Consider the following 19747-nt stretch of genomic DNA (forward strand, 5'->3'; position numbering starts at 1 on the left):
CTCATATTATTAATAATGTTAACTGGCTTTTCTTTCCAATTGCAAGGGCAGGGCCTCAATTTTAAACCGGTCAATATCAAATCACCTGAATCTTACAGTTATGAAAGAATGGGGAATATTCCTATTAATATGAATAGAGGTACTATTGATTTCAATATTCCTTTATTGGATATCAATATTGATGGTTTTAGCAGTTCAATATCATTAGGCTATGATTCTTCAGGATTTATTCCTACAAAAAAATCAGGGTTTGCGGGGCTGAACTGGTCTATTAATGCCTCAGGTGCTATTACACGTGAAGTAAGAGGAATTCCAGACGATTTTACAACTGTTCAATCCGCTTCCCTTAATGGATTTTTATCAGCCATAGCATATAATAAATCAGCTAATGATATTTATACAAAAAATTTTCAGTTGAGCATTGGACTTTCGACTCCTTGGCCAGGAATTTCTAATGGTTCTGTCTCTTCAGAACTTGAGTCTGACAAGTATAATTTTAATTTCTTAGGTATTTCAGGATACTTTACTTTAAGCAATGATGGGACTCCTTTAATAAGATCTAACGATCCCAACCTTGTAGTAGATATCTCTGGGTATTCACAGCAATGGGTTGCCGAACAAACCAATTGCAAACCAGAAATATCATCATTTAAAATAATTGATGGTAATGGAAACAAATATTATTTCGGAGGAAGATATGATAATTTAGAGCTCTCGAGTGATTTAGGAAATTATCAAACTAATCAGGGCGCATATATAGGTGATGCTGACTTTACAATTACTTCCTGGTATCTAAATAAAGTAGAACTTAATAATGGACGTACAATAAAATATACTTATAATGAAGATGATCCTATTGGTGCAGGCAGTAATTACTGTACGCAAAAAAATGCAATGCCACATTTAACGAATGCAGGCAGTTTCAATTTTTCATTTGATATCAACAGGTATTTTTATCAGGAGGCACAAAATACAACAGCACAGTATGATTATTCTTGGGCAGGTTATTCTGTATCAGGATCTTCACAAAGTAGTACTTGGCAAAGTCCATATATTAGAATCAATCTTACCAAAAAAGCAATGCTGAAGGAAATAAATGTTGATAATCTTTATACTATTTTTTTTACTTATGACACCTACAATGATGACTTGGGTTATAAATCGTATAAACTAAAAAAGATTGAAGAAAAATACCAAAATAATATTACTAAAACTATTGATTTTACTATTAGCCCTAAAGGAAGTTCAAAAAGAAGATGGCTACTTACTGCATTAAAGATCAACAATAAAGACTACGGATTTGAGTATTATAAGGATACCTCTTTTCCGGATGATGCTACAAGAGGGGTAGATTATTGGGGATATTATAATGGGAAGCCGGAAACAAATATGATGATTCCTGATTATAAGTTCTATGCTAATACGGGAGATACCGAAATACTCTCAAATAATCGAAATGTAGATTCTAATTTTAATGATATAGGCTTATTGAAAAAAGTTATTTATCCTACAAAAGGATATACGGAATTTTTTTATGAACCTAATACATTCTCTTCCAGATTAATGAAGAATTCGACAACAGCTTTTTTCCCTCAAATAGGTAATGAGACTGGAATAGCAAGTGGTATGAGAATCCAAAAAATGATAGATAATGCGGATAATATAATACCTGTAGTAAAGACTTATAAATATACGAAGGACCTCAACTCCATTGAATCTAGTGGCATTTTAAAATCACTTTATAGTTTTGTTGATTATGTTGAATATAAGCAAAGTGCACCAGGGGGGTACACCTTAAAAAAAGAGCTTAAACAGACTGGTTCAAATATAGAGCTTCAGGCATACTCCAGTAGTAATATTGAGTATTCCAATGTTTTCGAATATGTTGATGGACAAGTACGAAAGCAGCATACATTCTCAACTTATAAAACAAATCCGGATATACTGAATAGCACCAACTATTTTGTACAGTTACATACTCCACAATTTAACTATGATCATACGCTTCAGGATTATCTTAAAAACAAAGAAACTGATCTTGAAGATAGGAGTTTTGCCAGAGGAAAATTAGTGCAGGAAGATTATTATAAAGATAATACAGTGATTAAAACCGTCAAAATGAATTACGGATTTATTGATAAAGATTACTGTAAGAATTTTTCTAAAAACAATATTCTGACTCTAAGTTGTAGAAATGTAAACCAAGATTATACTACTAGGGTAAAAAAAATATCCAATGCGTGGGAACTGTTCCAAAAAGAATTTATAAAACCCTATGCACTAATTTCGTCCCAGATTGAAGAAAAGAATACCGGTGGAAACCTGATAACTCAAAATGGTTATGTTTATGATGATATTTCATATTTAAATAACAATAAGATAAATACTACTTTTTCAGATGGTAAAATAGTATCAACTGAAAAAAAGTTTGCTCAGTCCTTAAATAAGCCTGCGCTTATTAATTTAAATATGACAGGAATTCCTTTGCAGGAAATCACTTCACAAACGGTAGGAGTTGCTAATAATTTTTTATCAAAAATAGAATATGTCTATCCGGATTCATTGCCAACCATACAAGGAGGGAATCTAATGGTTCCTCTATCAATTCTTTCATATGATCTTCAGAATATTGCTACTTCAAGAACTGAAATATTCTATGATAAATATGATCCCAAAGGCAATCTTCAGCAGTTTACCACAAAGGATGGTCTTTCTACGGTGATCATCTGGGGGTATAATTTGACCCAACCTATAGCTAAAATAGAAGGAGCGAAGTTAACAGATATTCAGCAGTCCTTAATTGACTCGATTGTTAATGCTTCTAATACAGATGCTTCTGCCGCGGCTAATAATGATGAAACCCCACTTTTATCTGTACTAAATACCTTCAGAAATAGCTTGCCCAACTATCAGATTACTACATATACTTATGATCCATTAATTGGAGTAAGAAGCATCACTCCACCATCAGGAATCAGGGAAGTATATCTTTACGATTCGGCTAACAGGCTTAAAGAAATCAGGGAAAATAGCCAAACAGGAAACTTATTAAAAGAATTTAAATATAACTATAAACAATAAAAACTTAAATTATGAAAAAAATACTAATCATTGCAGGAATTTTAGCAGTTCAATTATCTTTTGCCCAGCAAGGGGCATTTTCTGAAGTAACTATCCAAAACCCTTCTCCTATATTATATTTAAAAAGAAGTACCAATGATGGAGGATTTATCCGGGGTATTCAAACTCAATATTTTAATGGAGATAATGGTTGGTTTTTTGGTGATTTGCATGGCAGCCAGTGGATTGTTTCCAAAGGAGATTATACGAATCCAAAATTGGTTATTAATGATAGTAACGGATATGTGGGAATTGGAACAGTAACTCCTTTAAGTAAACTTCATGTTGCGGGAACTATTATGGCGGGAGCTGGTGATTCTGTGACGGGAGTTAACGCTTTTTCTATACCGTATGGCAGTGGCTCAATGAGTAACTGGGGGGCATTGCGAAGCTCTGGCTCCTCTTATATGAGCTATGGGGTAAAAGCAAATGGCGCAAACGTAGGATGGTTGTCAAGCAGTGGGGAAGGAAACTTTGTAAAAACAGCAATTACACTTGATAATGAAGGTTTCAGATTATTGGCATCAGCTTCTCAGCAGTCCGCGATAGATTCACCCGTTTCAATGCCTGAAATCATGAAGGTTTCTTCCAATGGAAATGCTTTACTGCAAGGGAAGCTGGAGGCTAAAGAAATAAAAGTAACCTTAAGCCCAACTGCCGATTTTGTATTCGAAGAAAACTATGACCTTCCCAATCTGGAAGAGGTTGCAAAACATATTAAAGAGAAAAAACACCTTCCTGAGATTGCTTCCGCAAAAGTGATGGAAAAAGAAGGGGTAAACGTTGGTGAATTTCAGATTAAGCTATTGCAGAAAATCGAAGAACTTACTCTATATGCCATTAAACAGGAGAGACAATTAAAAGATCAACAGGAAAAAGTACAGAAACTGGAAGAAGAAAATGCAGACCTGAAAAATGCTGTTTCAGAAATAAAACAACTGAAAGAACAGTTTCTTAGAATGAAATCAGAGACAACCCATTAATAGAGAAAAATGTTTAGAAAAATATATATAAGCATTGGGTTGTTATGTAGCCTTTATCATTATGGGCAGGTGGTTTTAACAGCCCCTCCGGCCCCTAATACCGAAGTGGCAGACCCTCAGAGTATACGTATGCTTCCAGGGTTTAGCTTCAATTCTGCCAATGGAACTTTTCGGGCTTACATCGGAGGATCTTCATCTGGTAATGGGGAAAATTATACTCCCATCACCGTAAATTATTCGTCCAGTATTCCGATGACGGAAAATTATATTTATACCAGGCAGTATCTGGTACCCACAACTGTTTCGGACGGATCCCTTCAGCAGGTACAGAGTATTCAGTTTTTTGATGGGTTGGGAAGACCTAAGCAGTCTGTCAGTATTAAATCCACTCCTACAGGAAAGGATCTGGTAACCCATATTCCCTATGACAATTTTGGAAGACAGGTGGATAGTTGGCTTCCGGTTCCTATGTCCTCATTAAGTGGAAATATCCAGACCGGAGTAGAAGGAAGTGCAAACAGTTACTATCAGTCTAATGGGATTAATGATACTTATCCTTTTACCCATAAAACCTTGGAAAACTCTCCGCTTGACAGAGTATTAAACCAGAAAAATCCAGGCAGCGACTGGCAAAGTAAACCTGTTGTTTTTGGATATGAAGCAAATGTCACTGGTGAGGTTAAAAAATATACCACTGTTACCACATGGGTTGATGGAGCTACTTCTTCTGCACTTAGTGTATCCAGTTCATACGGAGATGCACAGCTGTATAAAAATACGGTAACCGATGAAGATAATAATAAGACCATAGAATTTAAAAATGGCAGAGGACAGACATTGCTGGTAAGAAAAGTTATCAGTGCTTCAGAAAATGCAGACACTTATTATGTCTATAATGAATATGACCAGCTGGCATTTGTTATACCACCTTTAGCTTCGGCAGCGGCAACCGTTTCAGCTTCAGCGTTGGAGCATCTTTGTTACCAGTATAAATACGATGGTAAAAACCGACTTGTAGAAAAGAAACTTCCGGGGAAAGGCCTGGAACAAATGGTATATAATAAAAAAGATCAGGTTATTCTCTATCGCGATACAGTTCTTAAAAATGGAATTGCCAATTTTTCAGCAGATCAGTCATGGATGTTTACCAAATATGATCGTTTCGGAAGAGTAGTGTATACAGGGATTACCAGAGATACCAATCCAAGAAATGCCATACAAAATACTATTGACAATCAATCAGGTGATGCTTTTGAAACCCGCGGTGGAAGTTTTACACTCAATGAAATGAGTATTGAATATGGAAACGCTTCTTACCCTACAGCAGTCGACAAGCTTCTGACGGTAAATTATTATGATACCTATCCTCAGGGAGCGCCAGCAGTGAGTACGGTTTTAAATCAGGAAGTACTGCCGCAGACGACACAGAATTCAGAGGTAAGTACCAAAAGTCTTCCTACCGCTTCTTATACTAAAAATGTTGAAAATGACAGCTGGACAAAAGCGTTTACTTACTATGATAAGAAAGGGAGAGCAATCGCTACCCATTCTTTGAATCATCTGGGAGGATATACCAAGACTGAAAGCTTTCTGAAATTTTCCGGAGTACCGGATTACAGCCTTATTGAACACAAAAGGACGGCCAGTGATACAAAGGTTAATATCAAAGAAACCTATGAGTATGATCATCAGGAAAGACTGGTAAGACACTGGAATCAGGTCAATGGAGGCGCTCAGGAACTTTTGGCAGAAAACCTTTACAATGACCTGGGGCAATTGCAGACTAAAAATGTAGGAAATACCACAGGCAGCCCACTGCAGCGTATTAAATATGCCTACAATATCAGAGGATGGATGAGAAAAGTTAATGATCCTGCCAATTTGCAGAATAAACTTTTTGCTTACGAACTGCGTTATAATAATCCTAACAGCCAGTTTTCAGGTTCCGCCAGATATAATGGAAATATTTCCCAGATGTCATGGATCACTCAGAATGATGTGGTACTGAGAAATTATTCTTATGAATATGATGGCCTTAACCGACTTAAGGAAGGACGTTTCTGGGATGCCATGAACTTAGAAAGAGGAGAATACCACGAGCAGCTGACCTATGACCTTAACGGAAATATAAAAAGTCTTTTAAGAAGAGGAAAACAGCTTCCGGGATATACCGCACCTGAAGTAATGGATAATCTGGAATACCATTATGAAAATGGAGAACAAAGTAATAAGTTATCTTACCTTAAAGAAATAGGAACCGGAAATGCGATAAGCGGGTACCCTTTGGCATCAGGAAGTACAGGAAGTACTATTACTTATGATGTCAATGGAAATATGAAGACTCAACTGGATAAAGGAATTTCCTCCATCCAATATAATTATCTAAATTTACAAGGAAAGATTACCCAAAACTCCAAAGTAACAGATTATATTTACAGAGCAGATGGAGTGAAAGTAAGAAAAGTTTTTGGGACAGAAACAACTGATTATCTGGACGGCTTTCAGTATACTAATTCCGTATTGAAATTCTTTCCAACGGCAGAAGGATATTTTAATGTTGAGACCGGAAAGTATGTGTATAACTACACAGATCACCTTGGAAATGTTAGATTAAGCTATGCTAAAAATGGAGCAGGAACAGAGATCATTGAAGAAAGTAATTATTATCCGTTTGGATTGAAACATGAAGGATATAATGCATTAACAGGAAATCCAGCATATAAGTATAAGTACAACGGTAAGGAATTGCAGGAGAGTGGAATGTATGATTATGGAGCAAGGATTTATATGCCGGATATTGGAAGATGGGGTGTTGTTGATCCGTTGGCGGAGAAGTCAAGACGATGGTCAAATTATACCTATACTTATAATAATCCGATTATGTTTATTGACCCGACAGGAATGATTGGAGAATTGGCAACTTGTCCAACCTGTCCTAATACATCGGAATTTAAACCATACATTGATGACCCGAAGAATGTATATGTTTATGATCCTAAAACGAAAACTGCTGAAAAAGAAATTCAAATTGACGAAGTTAAATTACAAGGATCTTCTTCTTGGAATGTAGGAACTAGAGCTTTAGGAGGTTTACAAATGATTGGAGGAACAGTTGAGGCTATTGTCGGAGGAGCTGGAGGTATTCTTACGGCAGAAACAGGGGTTGGTGCTGTAGCTGGCTGGTTTGTATTAATGAATGGAATTGATAATGCAACAACAGGAGCGCAACAGTTATGGACAGGAGAAGACGAAGAAACCTTTTTGCATCAGGGAGTTGAAGAAGGTTCATTAGCTTTAGGTGCAAGTGAAGAGACCGCTGAAAATATTGCAACAGGAGCAGATGTAGCAACAATTTTAGTTGGTAGTGGAAGCAGTTTAAAAAGTGCCAAAAACCTTAAACCAATGTACAAAAACACAAAAGGGTTAAAGCAGATTGGACTAAGAGCCACTAATACTAATAAACAATTTAGAATAGAAAGGCACGCATTACAAGGTACTGGAAGAAGGCTAACAAGAACCCATGTTAATTATGGTCTGGGTGGTAAGAAACATAAGTTTTTCAAAAATGCAAAAGAATTAAGACAGTATGTTAAAGAATGATTTTATAGGGTTACTAAGTAAATATAGTTATGCAAACCGTTCTTTATTATATCAAAATCTTTTATCATTTTTAATTTCTAAATTTCTGAATTTTAAAAATGATTTTGATTTTCATTTAGAAGGAGATGAAAAATATATAAATATTTGTATAGATAACAATGGTTTATTTCTTTTTATTGATTTAGATGAAGATTCAATGAGTATAAGATATAATCAAAGCGAGTTCTATATTTTTATAAATGAAATAGCTTTAGATGAATTGAAAATGTTATTAGAGAATTTTTTTGAAGGAAAATATTTAATAAAGTCGTTTGTTAATAAAGATTTGATTGTAAAACAGGAATTGTTATTTACTAATCAATGTTTAAAAAAGTATAATCAAGTTGATATATATAGTAATAAAGATAGTACTACAATATTTGAGAAAGAAGGTTATAATTGGATTAGGAGCTTCACCTAATAGTGAAAGCCTCCGCTGGCGCTAGCAACTCGCTCGTATCCACAAATAAAACAAAACCACTGTAATCACAGTGGTTTTTTAGTATCTTGGTCAACAAAAAAAGAAAAAATGATAAAATATTTATTTATTCTTTTTCTATGTACAATTGTTTCTATTCAGGGGCAGCAAAGCATGTCAGCAATTGCTAAAACCCCCGCTGCGCAAAGTCTTCAGACTTTGAGCTTATTAAATAAACTTACCCTCTGGTTTTCAAGGTAGCATAAATAACAGCCCTTGCAAATATGGCAAGGGTTGTTCATAAATAAGGTTCTATTAATTATATTTCCATCCAATATAATTATCTAAATTTACCCGGAAAGATTACCCAAAAATCCAAAGTAACAGATTATATTTACAGAGCAGATGGAGTGAAAGTAAGAAAGGTTTTCGGAACAGAAACCACCAATTATCTGGATGGCTTCCAATATACAGATTCGGTATTAAAATTCTTCCCAACGACAGAAGGGTATTTTAATGTTGAAACCGGAAAGTATGTGTATAATTATACTGATCACCTTGGAAATACCAGATTAAGCTATGCTAAAAATGGAGCCGGAACAGAGATCATTGAAGAGAGTAATTATTACCAGTTTGGATTAAAACATGAAGGGATATAATGCATTAACAGGAAATCCAGCATATAAGTACAAGTATAACGGAAAGGAGCTGCAAGAGACGGGAATGTATGATTACGGAGCGAGGATGTATATGCCAGATATCGGGAGATGGGGGGTGATAGACCCGTTAGCTGAGACTTCTCGTAGATGGTCTCCTTATACTTACGCCTATAATAACCCTATTCGATATATAGACCCGGATGGAAGATTTGCGATTCCTCCTGATGATTATATAGATGCTTCTACTGGAAAGTATTTGGGAAGTGATGGGGCTGCAACAACTAATGCCAGGGTAATATATAAAAGCGATTGGAATAGCATTACTTCTGAAAAAGGAGGTTCTACATCAGTAGATGCTACATCAGCTTTACAAGCAAGCAGTTCTGTAATTACAGTCAATAATACTCAAATTCTGATATAAATAACGCCAATAATGAAACTATTAAAGACCAGACAAAGGAACGACAAGTTTGGGTTGGTATGGAGGTTACAAGAGGTGATACTCCTACAGCGCAAGTAACCTCTGTTAGAGGGCCAGATGGGATAGATGGAAAAACTACAACATCTATAACATCTCTTACGGATAAATCAGGAGCTACAGTAAAACAAACTTTTGATGGTACAAAATTAATCCCTGTTGCTCAAGTGCATACGCATAATACTTCGCAAAATCCTAGTCTAGTAAATATACCAGGGACATCTGCTATGGATAAATCAACATCTAAGAGTTTTAATATTCCTGTGTATGCGGTTGATTCTTATACGGGAACTCAATCAACTGGAAATGCAATACATAGAGTTATGCCAAATGGTACACAAACAAATAATATTGGAACTACTAATACTAACAATATAGGACAGGCAGCTCTAAAACATTTTATAGATAAACAAAAAACTCCATAATGAAAAAGATTCTATCAATATTATTATTGAATTTTTGCTTGTTTAGTTGTTACTCGCAAAAATCAAATTCAGATATAATATATTTTTTACCTTCTTCCGTTAATGAAATTCTTAGTAAAGAGCTTCAAAAAAGAGGGCAGAATAATGAAACCTATATAGTTTTAGATAAAGAGAATACAGATACCTATACCATATACTTGAATAGGCTCTCTAATTCTTCAGAAAATTTTTGGGTAAAACATAGCAATAGATCTGTATTTATACAAGGAAAACTAATACCTCTTTATTTTTATTCTGATGAATACTTTTCATTTGCAGAGAAAGGTGAAACAGTATTAAAGAAGTTAGGCACAGAAGAAGTAATTAAAAAGACTATTAATATCCGGGAGAATACATTTTTTATAAAATTTAAACTCGATGGAGAGATAGTAAAATAAATACAAACCCCGCTCATTGAGCGGGGTTGTTATGTTATAAAATGCTTCAATCGCATCCAATATAATTATTTAAAATTTACCAGGAAAGATTACCCAAAACGCCAAAGTAACAGACTATATTTACAGAGCAGATGGTGTGAAAGTAAGAAAGGTTTTTGGTACAGAAACAACTGATTATTTGGACGGCTTTCAGTATACTAATTCCGTATAAAAATGTATTTTTACAAAAACTCCGCTGCAATTAATTGCAGCGGAGTTTTTTATATTTTCAAAGAAGTTATTCTTCCTCTCTTTCTCCCAAAGACTCCTTCAGTTTAATAAGCTCAGCTTTTACAAACTCAAGTCGGTCGATAAGAGTGATGGTTTCGGAGATTTTACTGTTTGTGGTCAGAGCAATACGGGCTCCGTCCAGCGTGTATCCTTTTTCTTTTACCAGATGGTAGATCATCTGAAGGTTTTTGATATCCTCAGGAGTGAAATATCGGTTGCCTTTCCTGTTTTTTTTAGGCTTGATAATTGGGAATTCCTGTTCCCAGTAACGTATTAATGAAGTGTTTACGTCGAATGCTTTTGCCACTTCTCCTATAGAATAATACAGTTTATCAGCTAAATTTATTTTCATTTTTCAACTCCTAAACTTCAAAGATAAAAATTTTTTAAAGTTTCATCCAAAATATATTACAAAAAGTGCAGTCAGACTTTATGTAAAGGGAAAATATAAAGATAAAGCGGTCATGAAATACCTCTGTTTATATAACAGATAGGAAAGGCTGCAGTATACCAGTTCTTTTTTGTCTAAATTTGTGAATCCTTACCATACATAATATAAGTGATGAATCCTATCTCTGTTCTTCATATCGATCTTTTCCAGGCAGGTAAAAATACGTCAGATTTTTATTTTAATACGATGAAGAATCATTTGGTGGTAGGACATCGTCATATAGAAAAGCCCCACAGACATGATTTCTACGCTGCTGTTCTTTTTACCAAAGGAGCAGGGGTACATGAAATTGATTTTCAGAAGTATGATGTTTCTGAGGGAAGCCTTTTCTTTCTATCGCCGGGGCAGATTCACAGCTGGGAGCTTTCAGAAGATATCGATGGTTATATTTTCTTTTGCTCTCAGGAGTTCTATGAAATGCATTATGTAAATCAGAAACTGAGGAATTTCCCCTTTTTCGGATCGGTGTCTTTTCCTAGAAAACTTCAGCTGGATAGTTTGGAACTGAAGAAAAATATAACTTTATTTCAGGAACTCGGAGAAGAACATCGGGCTAAAAATATAATGAAAGAAGGTCTTATTCTGTCATTGATGTCGCAGATCTTTATTAATTCCAGCAGATTATTTTCAAGAGATTTTGATACACAGGCTTCTGCTGCCGGACTTTCTTATTTTAAACATTATCAGGATTTTGAAAATTTGATTGAACAGCATTTTGCAGAATATAAATCGATTGCCCATTATGCATCTTTATTAGGTGTTTCTTCCAAACATCTGAACAGGATTGCACAGACCGTTGTTCAAAAAACCGCTACAGATGTTATTACAGAAAGAGTAGTGTTGGAAGCCAAAAGAATGTTGATGTATCTGGATGAAAGCCTGGTTGAAATTGCTTTCAGATTAGGATATGAAGAATATTCCTACTTTGTAAGAGTATTCCGGAAAAACTCCGGAATGACTCCCACCCAGTTTATGAGGAAATATAAAGCTTAATGAGTTTAAAGTTTATGGTTTAAAGTTGCTGGTTGCCATGTATTTGATTTTAAATACTTCCTATCAATATTTCACAGAGTATTTTCCCTAATCCCTAATCCCTAATCCCTAATTCCTGCAACCTATCATCTGCCACCTACAAAGCTAACTTAAACGGTCCTTCAAAAGTCGTTTCAAACGAATCTACGAGTTTTCCCTTTTCATCAAAAACTCCGATGACCATATTTTGTTTTGAAAACTTAATGTCTTCTTCAGGGAAGGAAATATTAATGTTCCCTTTCAGGATCTGGTCTCCTTTTAAGATGATTGTTTCAGAGCCGAAATAAGTGATTTCAGCATTCAATGGGGTGATAACTTTGATGTTCAACGTCTTTTTTTCATTAGATTTATTAAGAAGAGTATAAATAAAGGTATTGGTGATTTTACCGTTTTTAACGAAAAATGTAGAGCCTGCCGGTTTGATAAATTTCGCTTCCATAGAACCGCGATCATACATTAAAAATCCAAGGAATCCGATCAGCAATGCCAGAATAACGGTCGTTGCCTTCATTCTTGGTGTAAATCTGAACTTTTCGCGGTTTTCAATTTCTGATTCTGTAGCATAACGAACTAATCCTTTAGGTAACCCTACCTTTTCCATTACTTCATCACAGGCATCAATACAAGCTGTACAATTCACGCACTCCAGTTGCTGCCCGTTTCTGATGTCAATTCCCGTAGGACAGACAACAACGCATTGGTTACAATCAATACAATCTCCCTTACCAGCAGCTTTTCTATCTTCATTATTTCTCCATTTTGAACGGCCTTCTCCTCTTTTAAAATCGTAATATACGTTGATTGTCTGTTTATCAATCAGAACTCCCTGAAGCCTTCCGTAAGGGCAGACCAGAGTACATACCTGCTCGCGAAGCCATGCAAAAACAAAATAGAAAGTCATCGTGAAAAAGATCATCGTAATAAACTTTAAAGGATGTTCTGAAGGCCCTTCAAGCATAATCTGGAAAACCTGTTCATAGCCTACGATATACATAAACATAAAAGTAGAGCAGAGCAGGGAAATCAAAATAAATACGGACCATTTTGTAAGTCTCTTCCTTATTTTTTCAGCATCCCATTCCTGTCTGTCAAGTTTCATCTGTTTATTTCGGTCTCCTTCGATCCAATATTCTATTTTACGGAAAACCATTTCCATAAAAAGAGTTTGAGGACAAAGCCAGCCGCAGAATATCCTTCCGAAAACTACCGTAAATAACATCACAAAAATAACGGAAGTTACTGCTCCCAATGCAAGGATAAAAAAATCCTGCAGATAGAAAGGCTGCCCGAGGATAAAGAATTTCCTGTCGATAACATTGATGAGCAGAAAAGGATTGTTGTTGATCTTTACAAAAGGCAGTCCGAAAAAAAGGGCAAGAAGAAAATAGCTGGTGTAATTCCTGTAATTGGTGTATTTTCCTTTAGGCTTTCTGGGGAATATCCACTTCCTTTTTCCGGTTTCATCCATTGTTCCCACTGAATTTCTGAAATCTTCACTTTCAATTTCCAAAGACTTGATATTGTTGGACTCTGCGCTCATTATTGTATGCTATAAAAGTATTTTGGTACTATTTTCAACAGGATCATTCTCATTTTTTTAATTGATTTTTCATTTAAAAAAGTGATCAATCCTGTTACTGCAAAGCTCCGGATTATATCTCTGCAGTACTAATATGATCTACTTCAAAAATAGGATAATTGGGACATTTTGTGTTTTTGATTTTTATTGTATCAAAACGGGAAAATATTTTGAAACCTGTAGGTCATATTGTAAATTGCAGGTTTAAAAATGAAGTATGAAGAATATATTTAAAATAGGCATGATTGGTTTGGTTTTCGCATTGGTAAACTGTCAATCAGTAAATTATAGTAAAATGTTGTATGAAGGAGTAAAGCCGGAAATGGTTTCTGATACGTTCAGTTTCACAGAAGGACCATCAGCAGATAAAGAAGGGAATGTTTACTTTACCGATCAACCCAATGATAAGATCTATTATTGGGACTGGAAAAGCAATAAGGTAATAGAGTTCTTAGACAAGACGGGAAGGGCAAACGGAACACACTTTGATAAAGACGGATATTTGATTACCTGCTCGGATGATCAGGGAGAGATCTGGAAAATTTCCAAAGACAAGAAAGTAGAAGTTCTGCTTAAAGGTTTTGAAGGAAAAAGGTTGAACGGTCCCAATGACGTTTGGAATGATGAAGCCGGAGGAATGTACTTTACAGATCCACTGTACGAAAGAGATTATTGGATCGGTTTTAAACAGGAACTGCAACACAAAAGCCTTTATTACAGAGATAAATCAGGGAAAGTTATCAAGCTGGATACATTTACCCAGCCAAATGGAATTGTAGGCAGTGAAAAACTGAAAAAATTATACCTTTCTGATATTGATGCCGGGAAAACTTATGTATATGACATATTGGGTGAAGGGAAATTGTCAGAAAAAAGACTTTTCTGTGAAATGGGATCAGACGGAATGGAGCTGGATAAGCACGGAAACCTTTATCTTACAGGAGATGGAGTACATGTTTTTAACCGTTCCGGAAAGAAAATTTACCATATTCCTATCCCTGAAAAATGGACTTCCAATGTAACTTTTGGTGGAGAAAATAATGATATACTTTTCATTACCGCCTCAAAATCTGTGTATACTTTTCCTACCAAAGTAAGAGGAATAAAATAAGATGAATGTCATTGCGGAAAGCGATCTCTGCATTTCGCAATGACATATATATTGTTTGTCTAAAGAATCATATTTTTAATAAGCAACTTCCATTTTTACTTTCTTTCCTTTCAGCTTTTCGTTCTGAAGCTTTCTTAAAACAGCATTTACTTTGCTTCTGGAAACAGCAACATAAGAAGTTGTATCCTTTACTTCAATCAAACCGATATCTTCTTTCTGAAGTTCTCCTTTTTTGATAAGATATCCCACAACATCCACTTTGTTGACCTTATCTTTTTTTCCGGCACTGATATAAATAGTCTGGAAAGGTGTTTTTTCCGGAACTTTAGTAAATCCGGCAACACTTTCTTCAGGAGTATTATTTTTAATGAACGGGAAGTTTTCGTCCTCTGTCATGATCAGATATACAAAACCTTTGGCATTCATTCTTGCAGTACGCCCGTTTCTGTGGATGAAAGCATCTTCTTTGGGAGGAAGCTGATAATGTACAATAGATTCTACTTCCGGAACATCAAGTCCGCGGGCAGCAAGATCTGTAGTAATAAGAATTCTTGCAGAATCATTTCTGAATTTCAGCAATGCACGTTCTCTTTCGTCCTGCTCCATACCGCCATGGAAGGTTTCTCTGTCGATTCCCATCTGATGAAGAAGTTCAGAAATTCTGTCAACAGCCTCACGGTGGTTACAGAAAATAAGAGTCCTTTTATTTCCTATTTTACAGATTAAATTAAACAAAGTATCCAGCTTTTCCTCAGAAATTGTCATTACTTTTCGCAATTGGATATCTGGTTTTACTTCACTTAGTTTTAAAAAATCGATGGTTTTTTCATTTTTTAGACCAGTAAACGATGGAATTTCATCCATTGTCGTAGCTGATGTTAAAATTCTTTGAGAAAGGCCTTTTAATGAGCCTGCAATAAACTCCATATCTTCATGAAAACCTAGCTCCAGAGCTTTGTCGAATTCATCAAGAACGAGTGTTTTAATCGTTTTCGGATCAAAATTATTATTTCTTACGTGGTAAGCAACCCTTCCCGGAGTTCCTATTAAAACAGCAGGAGCTTCAATTAAATTGTTAACCTCGATTTTTTTATCATGTCCACCATAACAAACAGATACTTTAAAATCCGTTCCCATAGCTTTGAAAACCTGCTCAATTTGTAAAGCCAGTTCTCTGGCCGGAACCAATATCAATGCCTGAACTCCCTGAACATTTTTTTTCAGATTCCGAAGAACCGGGAATAAAAAAGCAAGAGTCTTTCCAGATCCTGTAGGAGAGAGTAAAACAATGTCTGTATTGTTTTCAGACGCATTATAAGTAGATTTCTGCATCTGATTCATATCCTGAATCTGCAGCTTCTGGTAGATTGATTGTAGTTCCATGGTGCAAAGGTAGTGAATTTTGAAGGTTTTAGAGTTGAGGATATCAGGGTTTATAAGTAATACAGTTTCCCCAATTTTCCTTTTCTTACTTTTTTATATCCTTCATTCTGTTAAGTATTTCTTTTCCCCGGATTAATGTTACGCTATAGGCTTTATCGGGATTAGTTACTGCTTTCTCATAAAATTCTTTTGCCAAAATTTTGTCTCCCTGCGTAAGATTGATAAACCCAATCATTTCATACATGAAATTCTGAAGTTTAAGATCTGTAGTTTCCTTGGAAGATAAATACTTTAAAAGTTTTTCTGCTGAAGTAAGTTTTGTGTCTTTGTATTGCTGTACATCATATCCATAAGGTTTACTGAACCAATAGTACCACATACTGCCATTATTGTGCTCGTTCCAGGAATATTTAATGAGCTGTAATGCTGCTTCCAGTAAGGCAGAATTTAATTTTTCATTTTTTGGAGATAATTTTTCACTTTCTGAAATATAATGGTCGATTGTTCTATCTATACCTTTATTTTTCATCTCCTGAAAAATAGATTCTTTAAGATATAAAGAATGGTTCTTTGAAAAATTTTCATAAGCAAACGAAGCCGGAAAATGATCCGCAAGGTTTTCGATTCTGTATCCTTTTTTTAATTCAGATTTCAGATCGATAATATAGACTATATTATAATCATGGAAAAGATAGACATAAATAATGCCCTTTTTTAAATCGAAGATTGTAGAGTATAATGTATTGAGTTCGCCTTCCTGATGGGTTTTATCCAAAATTTTTTTTAGAAATTCCACACTGTTCTCTTTCGATCCGGAAAGCATTTCATTAGCAATTTCTGGTCGCCTGCATGATAACTTCCCATTAATCATATTGCAGTTTGAATTCACTTGAAAGTCTCCATTCTTTTCAGTTATTCCTTTGGGGCTAACTAATACAGAATTACCATACTTATCCGCTATTAGAGCTTGGGAGTAAGATATGTAGTCATATTTTTTTAATATAACAATGGCTTCTTTTACAGTTTTGCATGTTCCTAGGATTTCCCACATGATATCTCCGGGATAGGGATTGGTCAGGTTCAATTGGGTGAAATCATAATTCGCTGCTGCAAAATCAAAGAATAGTCCGTATTCATTCATGGCTGCGGCTACCTGCATGTCAGGGGCTCCGAAGCAAACGGAGGCATAGCGATTTGAGCTAGCTGGGTTATACCAAATTCTGGTAAAGGGAGTGGTATCGTCTTCGTTGGCTGCAACAAATGTTTCACCTCCTCTTGAACAGGAAAAAATTGTACAGGCTTTTATATTGATGGTATAGAAAAGGATACCAATTAAAATAAAAATATTTTTTTTCTGCATAGCTATTTTGTTTATCAGATCTCTTGAATTTGATACTATTTAATTATTAAACAATTCTGCTGATCAATCTATTACATTCATTTTAAAGATTCGATTGATTTTAATTAAATATGAATAAAGCTTCATTGTTGATGTTAAATAAAAAGTGTATCTTTGCATCCACTTTTGTGGCGAAAAGGTTTGATGGGTAAATTACTTAAAATTAATTACTTCCGTATTTTTTAATCCGCATTTATTCAAACCGTTAAAAAAGAAGGAATACAAATTTTTATTAGAAAATGTCAAAAGAGACAAATTCAGCAGAGGTTTTATTAAACCAAAACGTAGCACCGGAACAATTTGATTGGGATTCTTTCGAATCAGGTCTTGATGCAGATGCGAGAAAAGAAAAAAGCGATTTAGAAGAAATCTATAACGGATCTCTTAACAGCCTAAACGATAATGACGTTTTAGTTGGTAGAGTTGTAAGATTAACTGACAAAGAAGCTATCGTAGACATCAACTTCAAATCTGAAGGTGTTATTTCTCTTAACGAATTCCGTTACAACCAAGGCCTAAAAGTAGGTGACGAGGTAGAAGTAATGGTTGACAAGAGAGAAGACAAAACTGGTCAGTTACAATTATCTCACAGAAAAGCTAGAACGCTTAAAGCTTGGGATAAAGTAAACGAACTTCACGAAACTGGAGAAATCGTTAACGGTTTTGTTAAATCAAGAACTAAAGGTGGTATGATCGTTGACGTTCACGGAATCGAAGCATTCTTACCTGGTTCTCAAATTGACGTTAAGCCAATTAAAGATTACGATCAGTTCGTAGGAAAAACTATGGAGTTCAAAGTTGTGAAAATCAACCCTGAGTTCAAAAACGTAGTTGTATCTCACAAAGCATTGATCGAAGCAGATATCGAAGGTCAGAAAAAAGAAATCATCGCTCAGCTTGAAAAAGGTCAGGTTCTTGAAGGTACTGTTAAGAATATTACTTCTTACGGTGTATTCATTGACTTAGGAGGTGTTGATGGATTGATCCACATTACAGACCTTTCTTGGTCTAGAGTGAACCACCCATCTGAAATCCTAGAGGACGGACAGACTGTAAAAGTTGTAATCCTTGATTTTGATGATGAGAAAACAAGAATCCAATTAGGTATGAAGCAATTAGAAGCTCATCCTTGGGATGCTCTTTCTGCTGACTTGAAAGTAGGTGACAAAGTAAAAGGAAAAGTAGTAGTTCTTGCTGACTATGGTGCATTCGTAGAAATCGCTCCAGGTGTAGAAGGATTAATCCACGTTTCTGAAATGTCTTGGTCTACTCACTTAAGATCTGCTGGAGATTTCGTAAAAGTAGGTGATGAAGTAGAAGCTGAAGTATTAACTTTAGATAGAGAAGAAAGAAAAATTTCTCTTGGTATCAAGCAATTGTCTAAAGATCCATGGGAAAACATCGAAACTAAGTATCCGGTAGGATCTCAGCATGTAGGAACTGTAAGAAACTTCACTAACTTTGGTGTATTCGTAGAGTTAGAAGAAGGTATCGACGGATTAATCTACATCTCTGATCTTTCTTGGACTAAGAAAATCAAGCACCCATCTGAATTCTGTGCAGTAGGTGATAAATTAGATGTTGTAGTTCTTGAATTGGATATCCAAGCTAGAAGATTATCTTTAGGTCACAAGCAATTGACTGAAAACCCATGGGATAAATTCGAAACTAAATATGCTGAAGGAACTATCCACGCTGGTAAAGCTGTAGAAGTTCACGATAAAGGAGCTTCTGTTCAATTCGAAGATGCTGAGGTTGAAGCTTTCTGCCCTTCAAGATTATTAGAGAAAGAAGATGGATCTAAAATCAAAAAAGGTGAAGATGCTCAATTCAAAGTAATCGAATTCAACAAAGAATTCAAGAGAGTAGTAGTATCTCACACAGGTATCTTCAGAGACGAAGAAAAGAAAAACGTTAAAGAATCTTCTTCTAGAAACGTATCTTCTTCTTCAAACAACGAAGAAAGATCTACTCTTGGAGACATCGATGCATTAGCAGAGTTGAAAAGAAAAATGGAAGAAGGTAAATAATCTTTGAACCATTGATACATAAGGAGCCGCTCGTTTGAGCGGCTTTTTTTATCTAAATATATATGATAAATATAAAATTTGATAATAGAAAAGAATAAATTATAGAGCTTTTTCAAAAAAAATATTACATAAGTCAATAATTGTTAAAAAATATACATTGATGTGAGATTTGTTTAATGAAATAACCACATCAAAAATATATTAAAGCGGGATAAATATAATGTGGTAGGAGTAAATTTACGGTGACGTTCTCTTTATTGAGAAATATGTAAAGTCGTATTAATTCGATGGTTTTTCAAGTATTCATTTATTTTTAAATTTTAAATAAAAAAA

At 35.1% G+C, this 19747-nt stretch carries 15 protein-coding genes; 11 read left to right on the forward strand and 4 right to left on the reverse strand.

The annotated features are described in order from the left end of the window. The first annotated feature begins 15 nt into the window (after nucleotides 1–15). From ACTJIP_RS07170 to ACTJIP_RS07205, 8 genes are all read left to right on the forward strand, one after another. A complete protein-coding gene (locus ACTJIP_RS07170; protein ID WP_440704297.1) occupies nucleotides 16–3081 on the forward strand; it encodes a hypothetical protein in 3066 nt (1021 codons plus the stop codon). 11 nt (nucleotides 3082–3092) lie between these two features. Beyond that, on the forward strand, nucleotides 3093–4103 hold the full coding sequence (locus ACTJIP_RS07175; RefSeq protein ID WP_228408717.1) for a hypothetical protein: 1011 nt from the start codon (nucleotides 3093–3095) through the stop codon (nucleotides 4101–4103). Nucleotides 4104–4112: 9 nt separating this feature from the next. Beyond that, on the forward strand, nucleotides 4113–7703 hold the full coding sequence (locus ACTJIP_RS07180; RefSeq protein WP_440704298.1) for a DUF6443 domain-containing protein: 3591 nt from the start codon (nucleotides 4113–4115) through the stop codon (nucleotides 7701–7703). Further along, complete coding sequence (locus ACTJIP_RS07185; protein ID WP_440704299.1) at nucleotides 7690–8163, forward strand: hypothetical protein; 474 nt, start codon at nucleotides 7690–7692, stop codon at nucleotides 8161–8163. The genes ACTJIP_RS07180 and ACTJIP_RS07185 overlap by 14 nt, the downstream gene beginning before the upstream one ends. A 407-nt stretch (nucleotides 8164–8570) precedes the next feature. Beyond that, nucleotides 8571–8819: a hypothetical protein gene (locus tag ACTJIP_RS07190; RefSeq protein WP_411267035.1), complete on the forward strand. Its 249-nt coding sequence runs from the start codon at nucleotides 8571–8573 to the stop codon at nucleotides 8817–8819. Beyond that, entirely contained in the window at nucleotides 8806–9240 is a 435-nt protein-coding gene (locus ACTJIP_RS07195; RefSeq protein WP_411267036.1) for an RHS repeat-associated core domain-containing protein, read from the forward strand. The genes ACTJIP_RS07190 and ACTJIP_RS07195 overlap by 14 nt, the downstream gene beginning before the upstream one ends. Before the next feature lie 59 nt (nucleotides 9241–9299). Continuing rightward, nucleotides 9300–9722, forward strand: coding sequence for a hypothetical protein (locus tag ACTJIP_RS07200; RefSeq protein ID WP_219072404.1), 423 nt, complete (start codon nucleotides 9300–9302; stop codon nucleotides 9720–9722). After that, entirely contained in the window at nucleotides 9722–10159 is a 438-nt protein-coding gene (locus ACTJIP_RS07205) for a hypothetical protein (RefSeq protein WP_219072405.1), read from the forward strand. The genes ACTJIP_RS07200 and ACTJIP_RS07205 overlap by 1 nt, the downstream gene beginning before the upstream one ends. A 277-nt stretch (nucleotides 10160–10436) precedes the next feature. Here ACTJIP_RS07205 and ACTJIP_RS07210 read toward each other — a convergent pair whose 3' ends face one another. Next, nucleotides 10437–10781: a MerR family transcriptional regulator gene (locus ACTJIP_RS07210; RefSeq protein WP_047383183.1), complete on the reverse strand. Its 345-nt coding sequence runs from the start codon at nucleotides 10779–10781 to the stop codon at nucleotides 10437–10439. A 210-nt stretch (nucleotides 10782–10991) separates the two neighbouring features. Between ACTJIP_RS07210 and ACTJIP_RS07215 the strand changes: the two genes are divergently transcribed. Next, nucleotides 10992–11873, forward strand: a complete 882-nt coding sequence (locus tag ACTJIP_RS07215; protein WP_440704300.1) for an AraC family transcriptional regulator — start codon at nucleotides 10992–10994, stop codon at nucleotides 11871–11873. A 136-nt stretch (nucleotides 11874–12009) separates the two neighbouring features. Here ACTJIP_RS07215 and ccoG read toward each other — a convergent pair whose 3' ends face one another. After that, nucleotides 12010–13452, reverse strand: coding sequence for a cytochrome c oxidase accessory protein CcoG (gene ccoG / locus ACTJIP_RS07220; protein WP_077415258.1), 1443 nt, complete (start codon nucleotides 13450–13452; stop codon nucleotides 12010–12012). A gap of 256 nt (nucleotides 13453–13708) precedes the next feature. Here ccoG and ACTJIP_RS07225 point away from each other — a divergent pair, with 256 nt between their 5' ends. Then, entirely contained in the window at nucleotides 13709–14602 is an 894-nt protein-coding gene (locus tag ACTJIP_RS07225) for an SMP-30/gluconolactonase/LRE family protein (RefSeq protein ID WP_077415256.1), read from the forward strand. Nucleotides 14603–14677: 75 nt separating this feature from the next. Here the strand turns inward: ACTJIP_RS07225 and ACTJIP_RS07230 are convergent, their stop codons facing one another. Together ACTJIP_RS07230 and ACTJIP_RS07235 are read right to left on the reverse strand one after the other, a co-directional pair. Continuing rightward, nucleotides 14678–15985, reverse strand: a complete 1308-nt coding sequence (locus ACTJIP_RS07230) for a DEAD/DEAH box helicase (RefSeq protein WP_077415254.1) — start codon at nucleotides 15983–15985, stop codon at nucleotides 14678–14680. 85 nt (nucleotides 15986–16070) lie between these two features. Then, a complete protein-coding gene (locus ACTJIP_RS07235) occupies nucleotides 16071–17345 on the reverse strand; it encodes a carcinine hydrolase/isopenicillin-N N-acyltransferase family protein (RefSeq protein WP_077415252.1) in 1275 nt (424 codons plus the stop codon). A gap of 278 nt (nucleotides 17346–17623) precedes the next feature. Here ACTJIP_RS07235 and rpsA point away from each other — a divergent pair, with 278 nt between their 5' ends. Beyond that, nucleotides 17624–19414 carry a 30S ribosomal protein S1 gene (rpsA, locus tag ACTJIP_RS07240; RefSeq protein ID WP_077415250.1) on the forward strand — a complete coding sequence of 597 codons (1791 nt, stop codon included), beginning with the start codon at nucleotides 17624–17626 and terminating at the stop codon, nucleotides 19412–19414. Nucleotides 19415–19747: the final 333 nt, after the last annotated feature.

The organism is Chryseobacterium sp. 22543, from assembly GCF_052044565.1.
Lineage (GTDB): Bacteria > Bacteroidota > Bacteroidia > Flavobacteriales > Weeksellaceae > Chryseobacterium.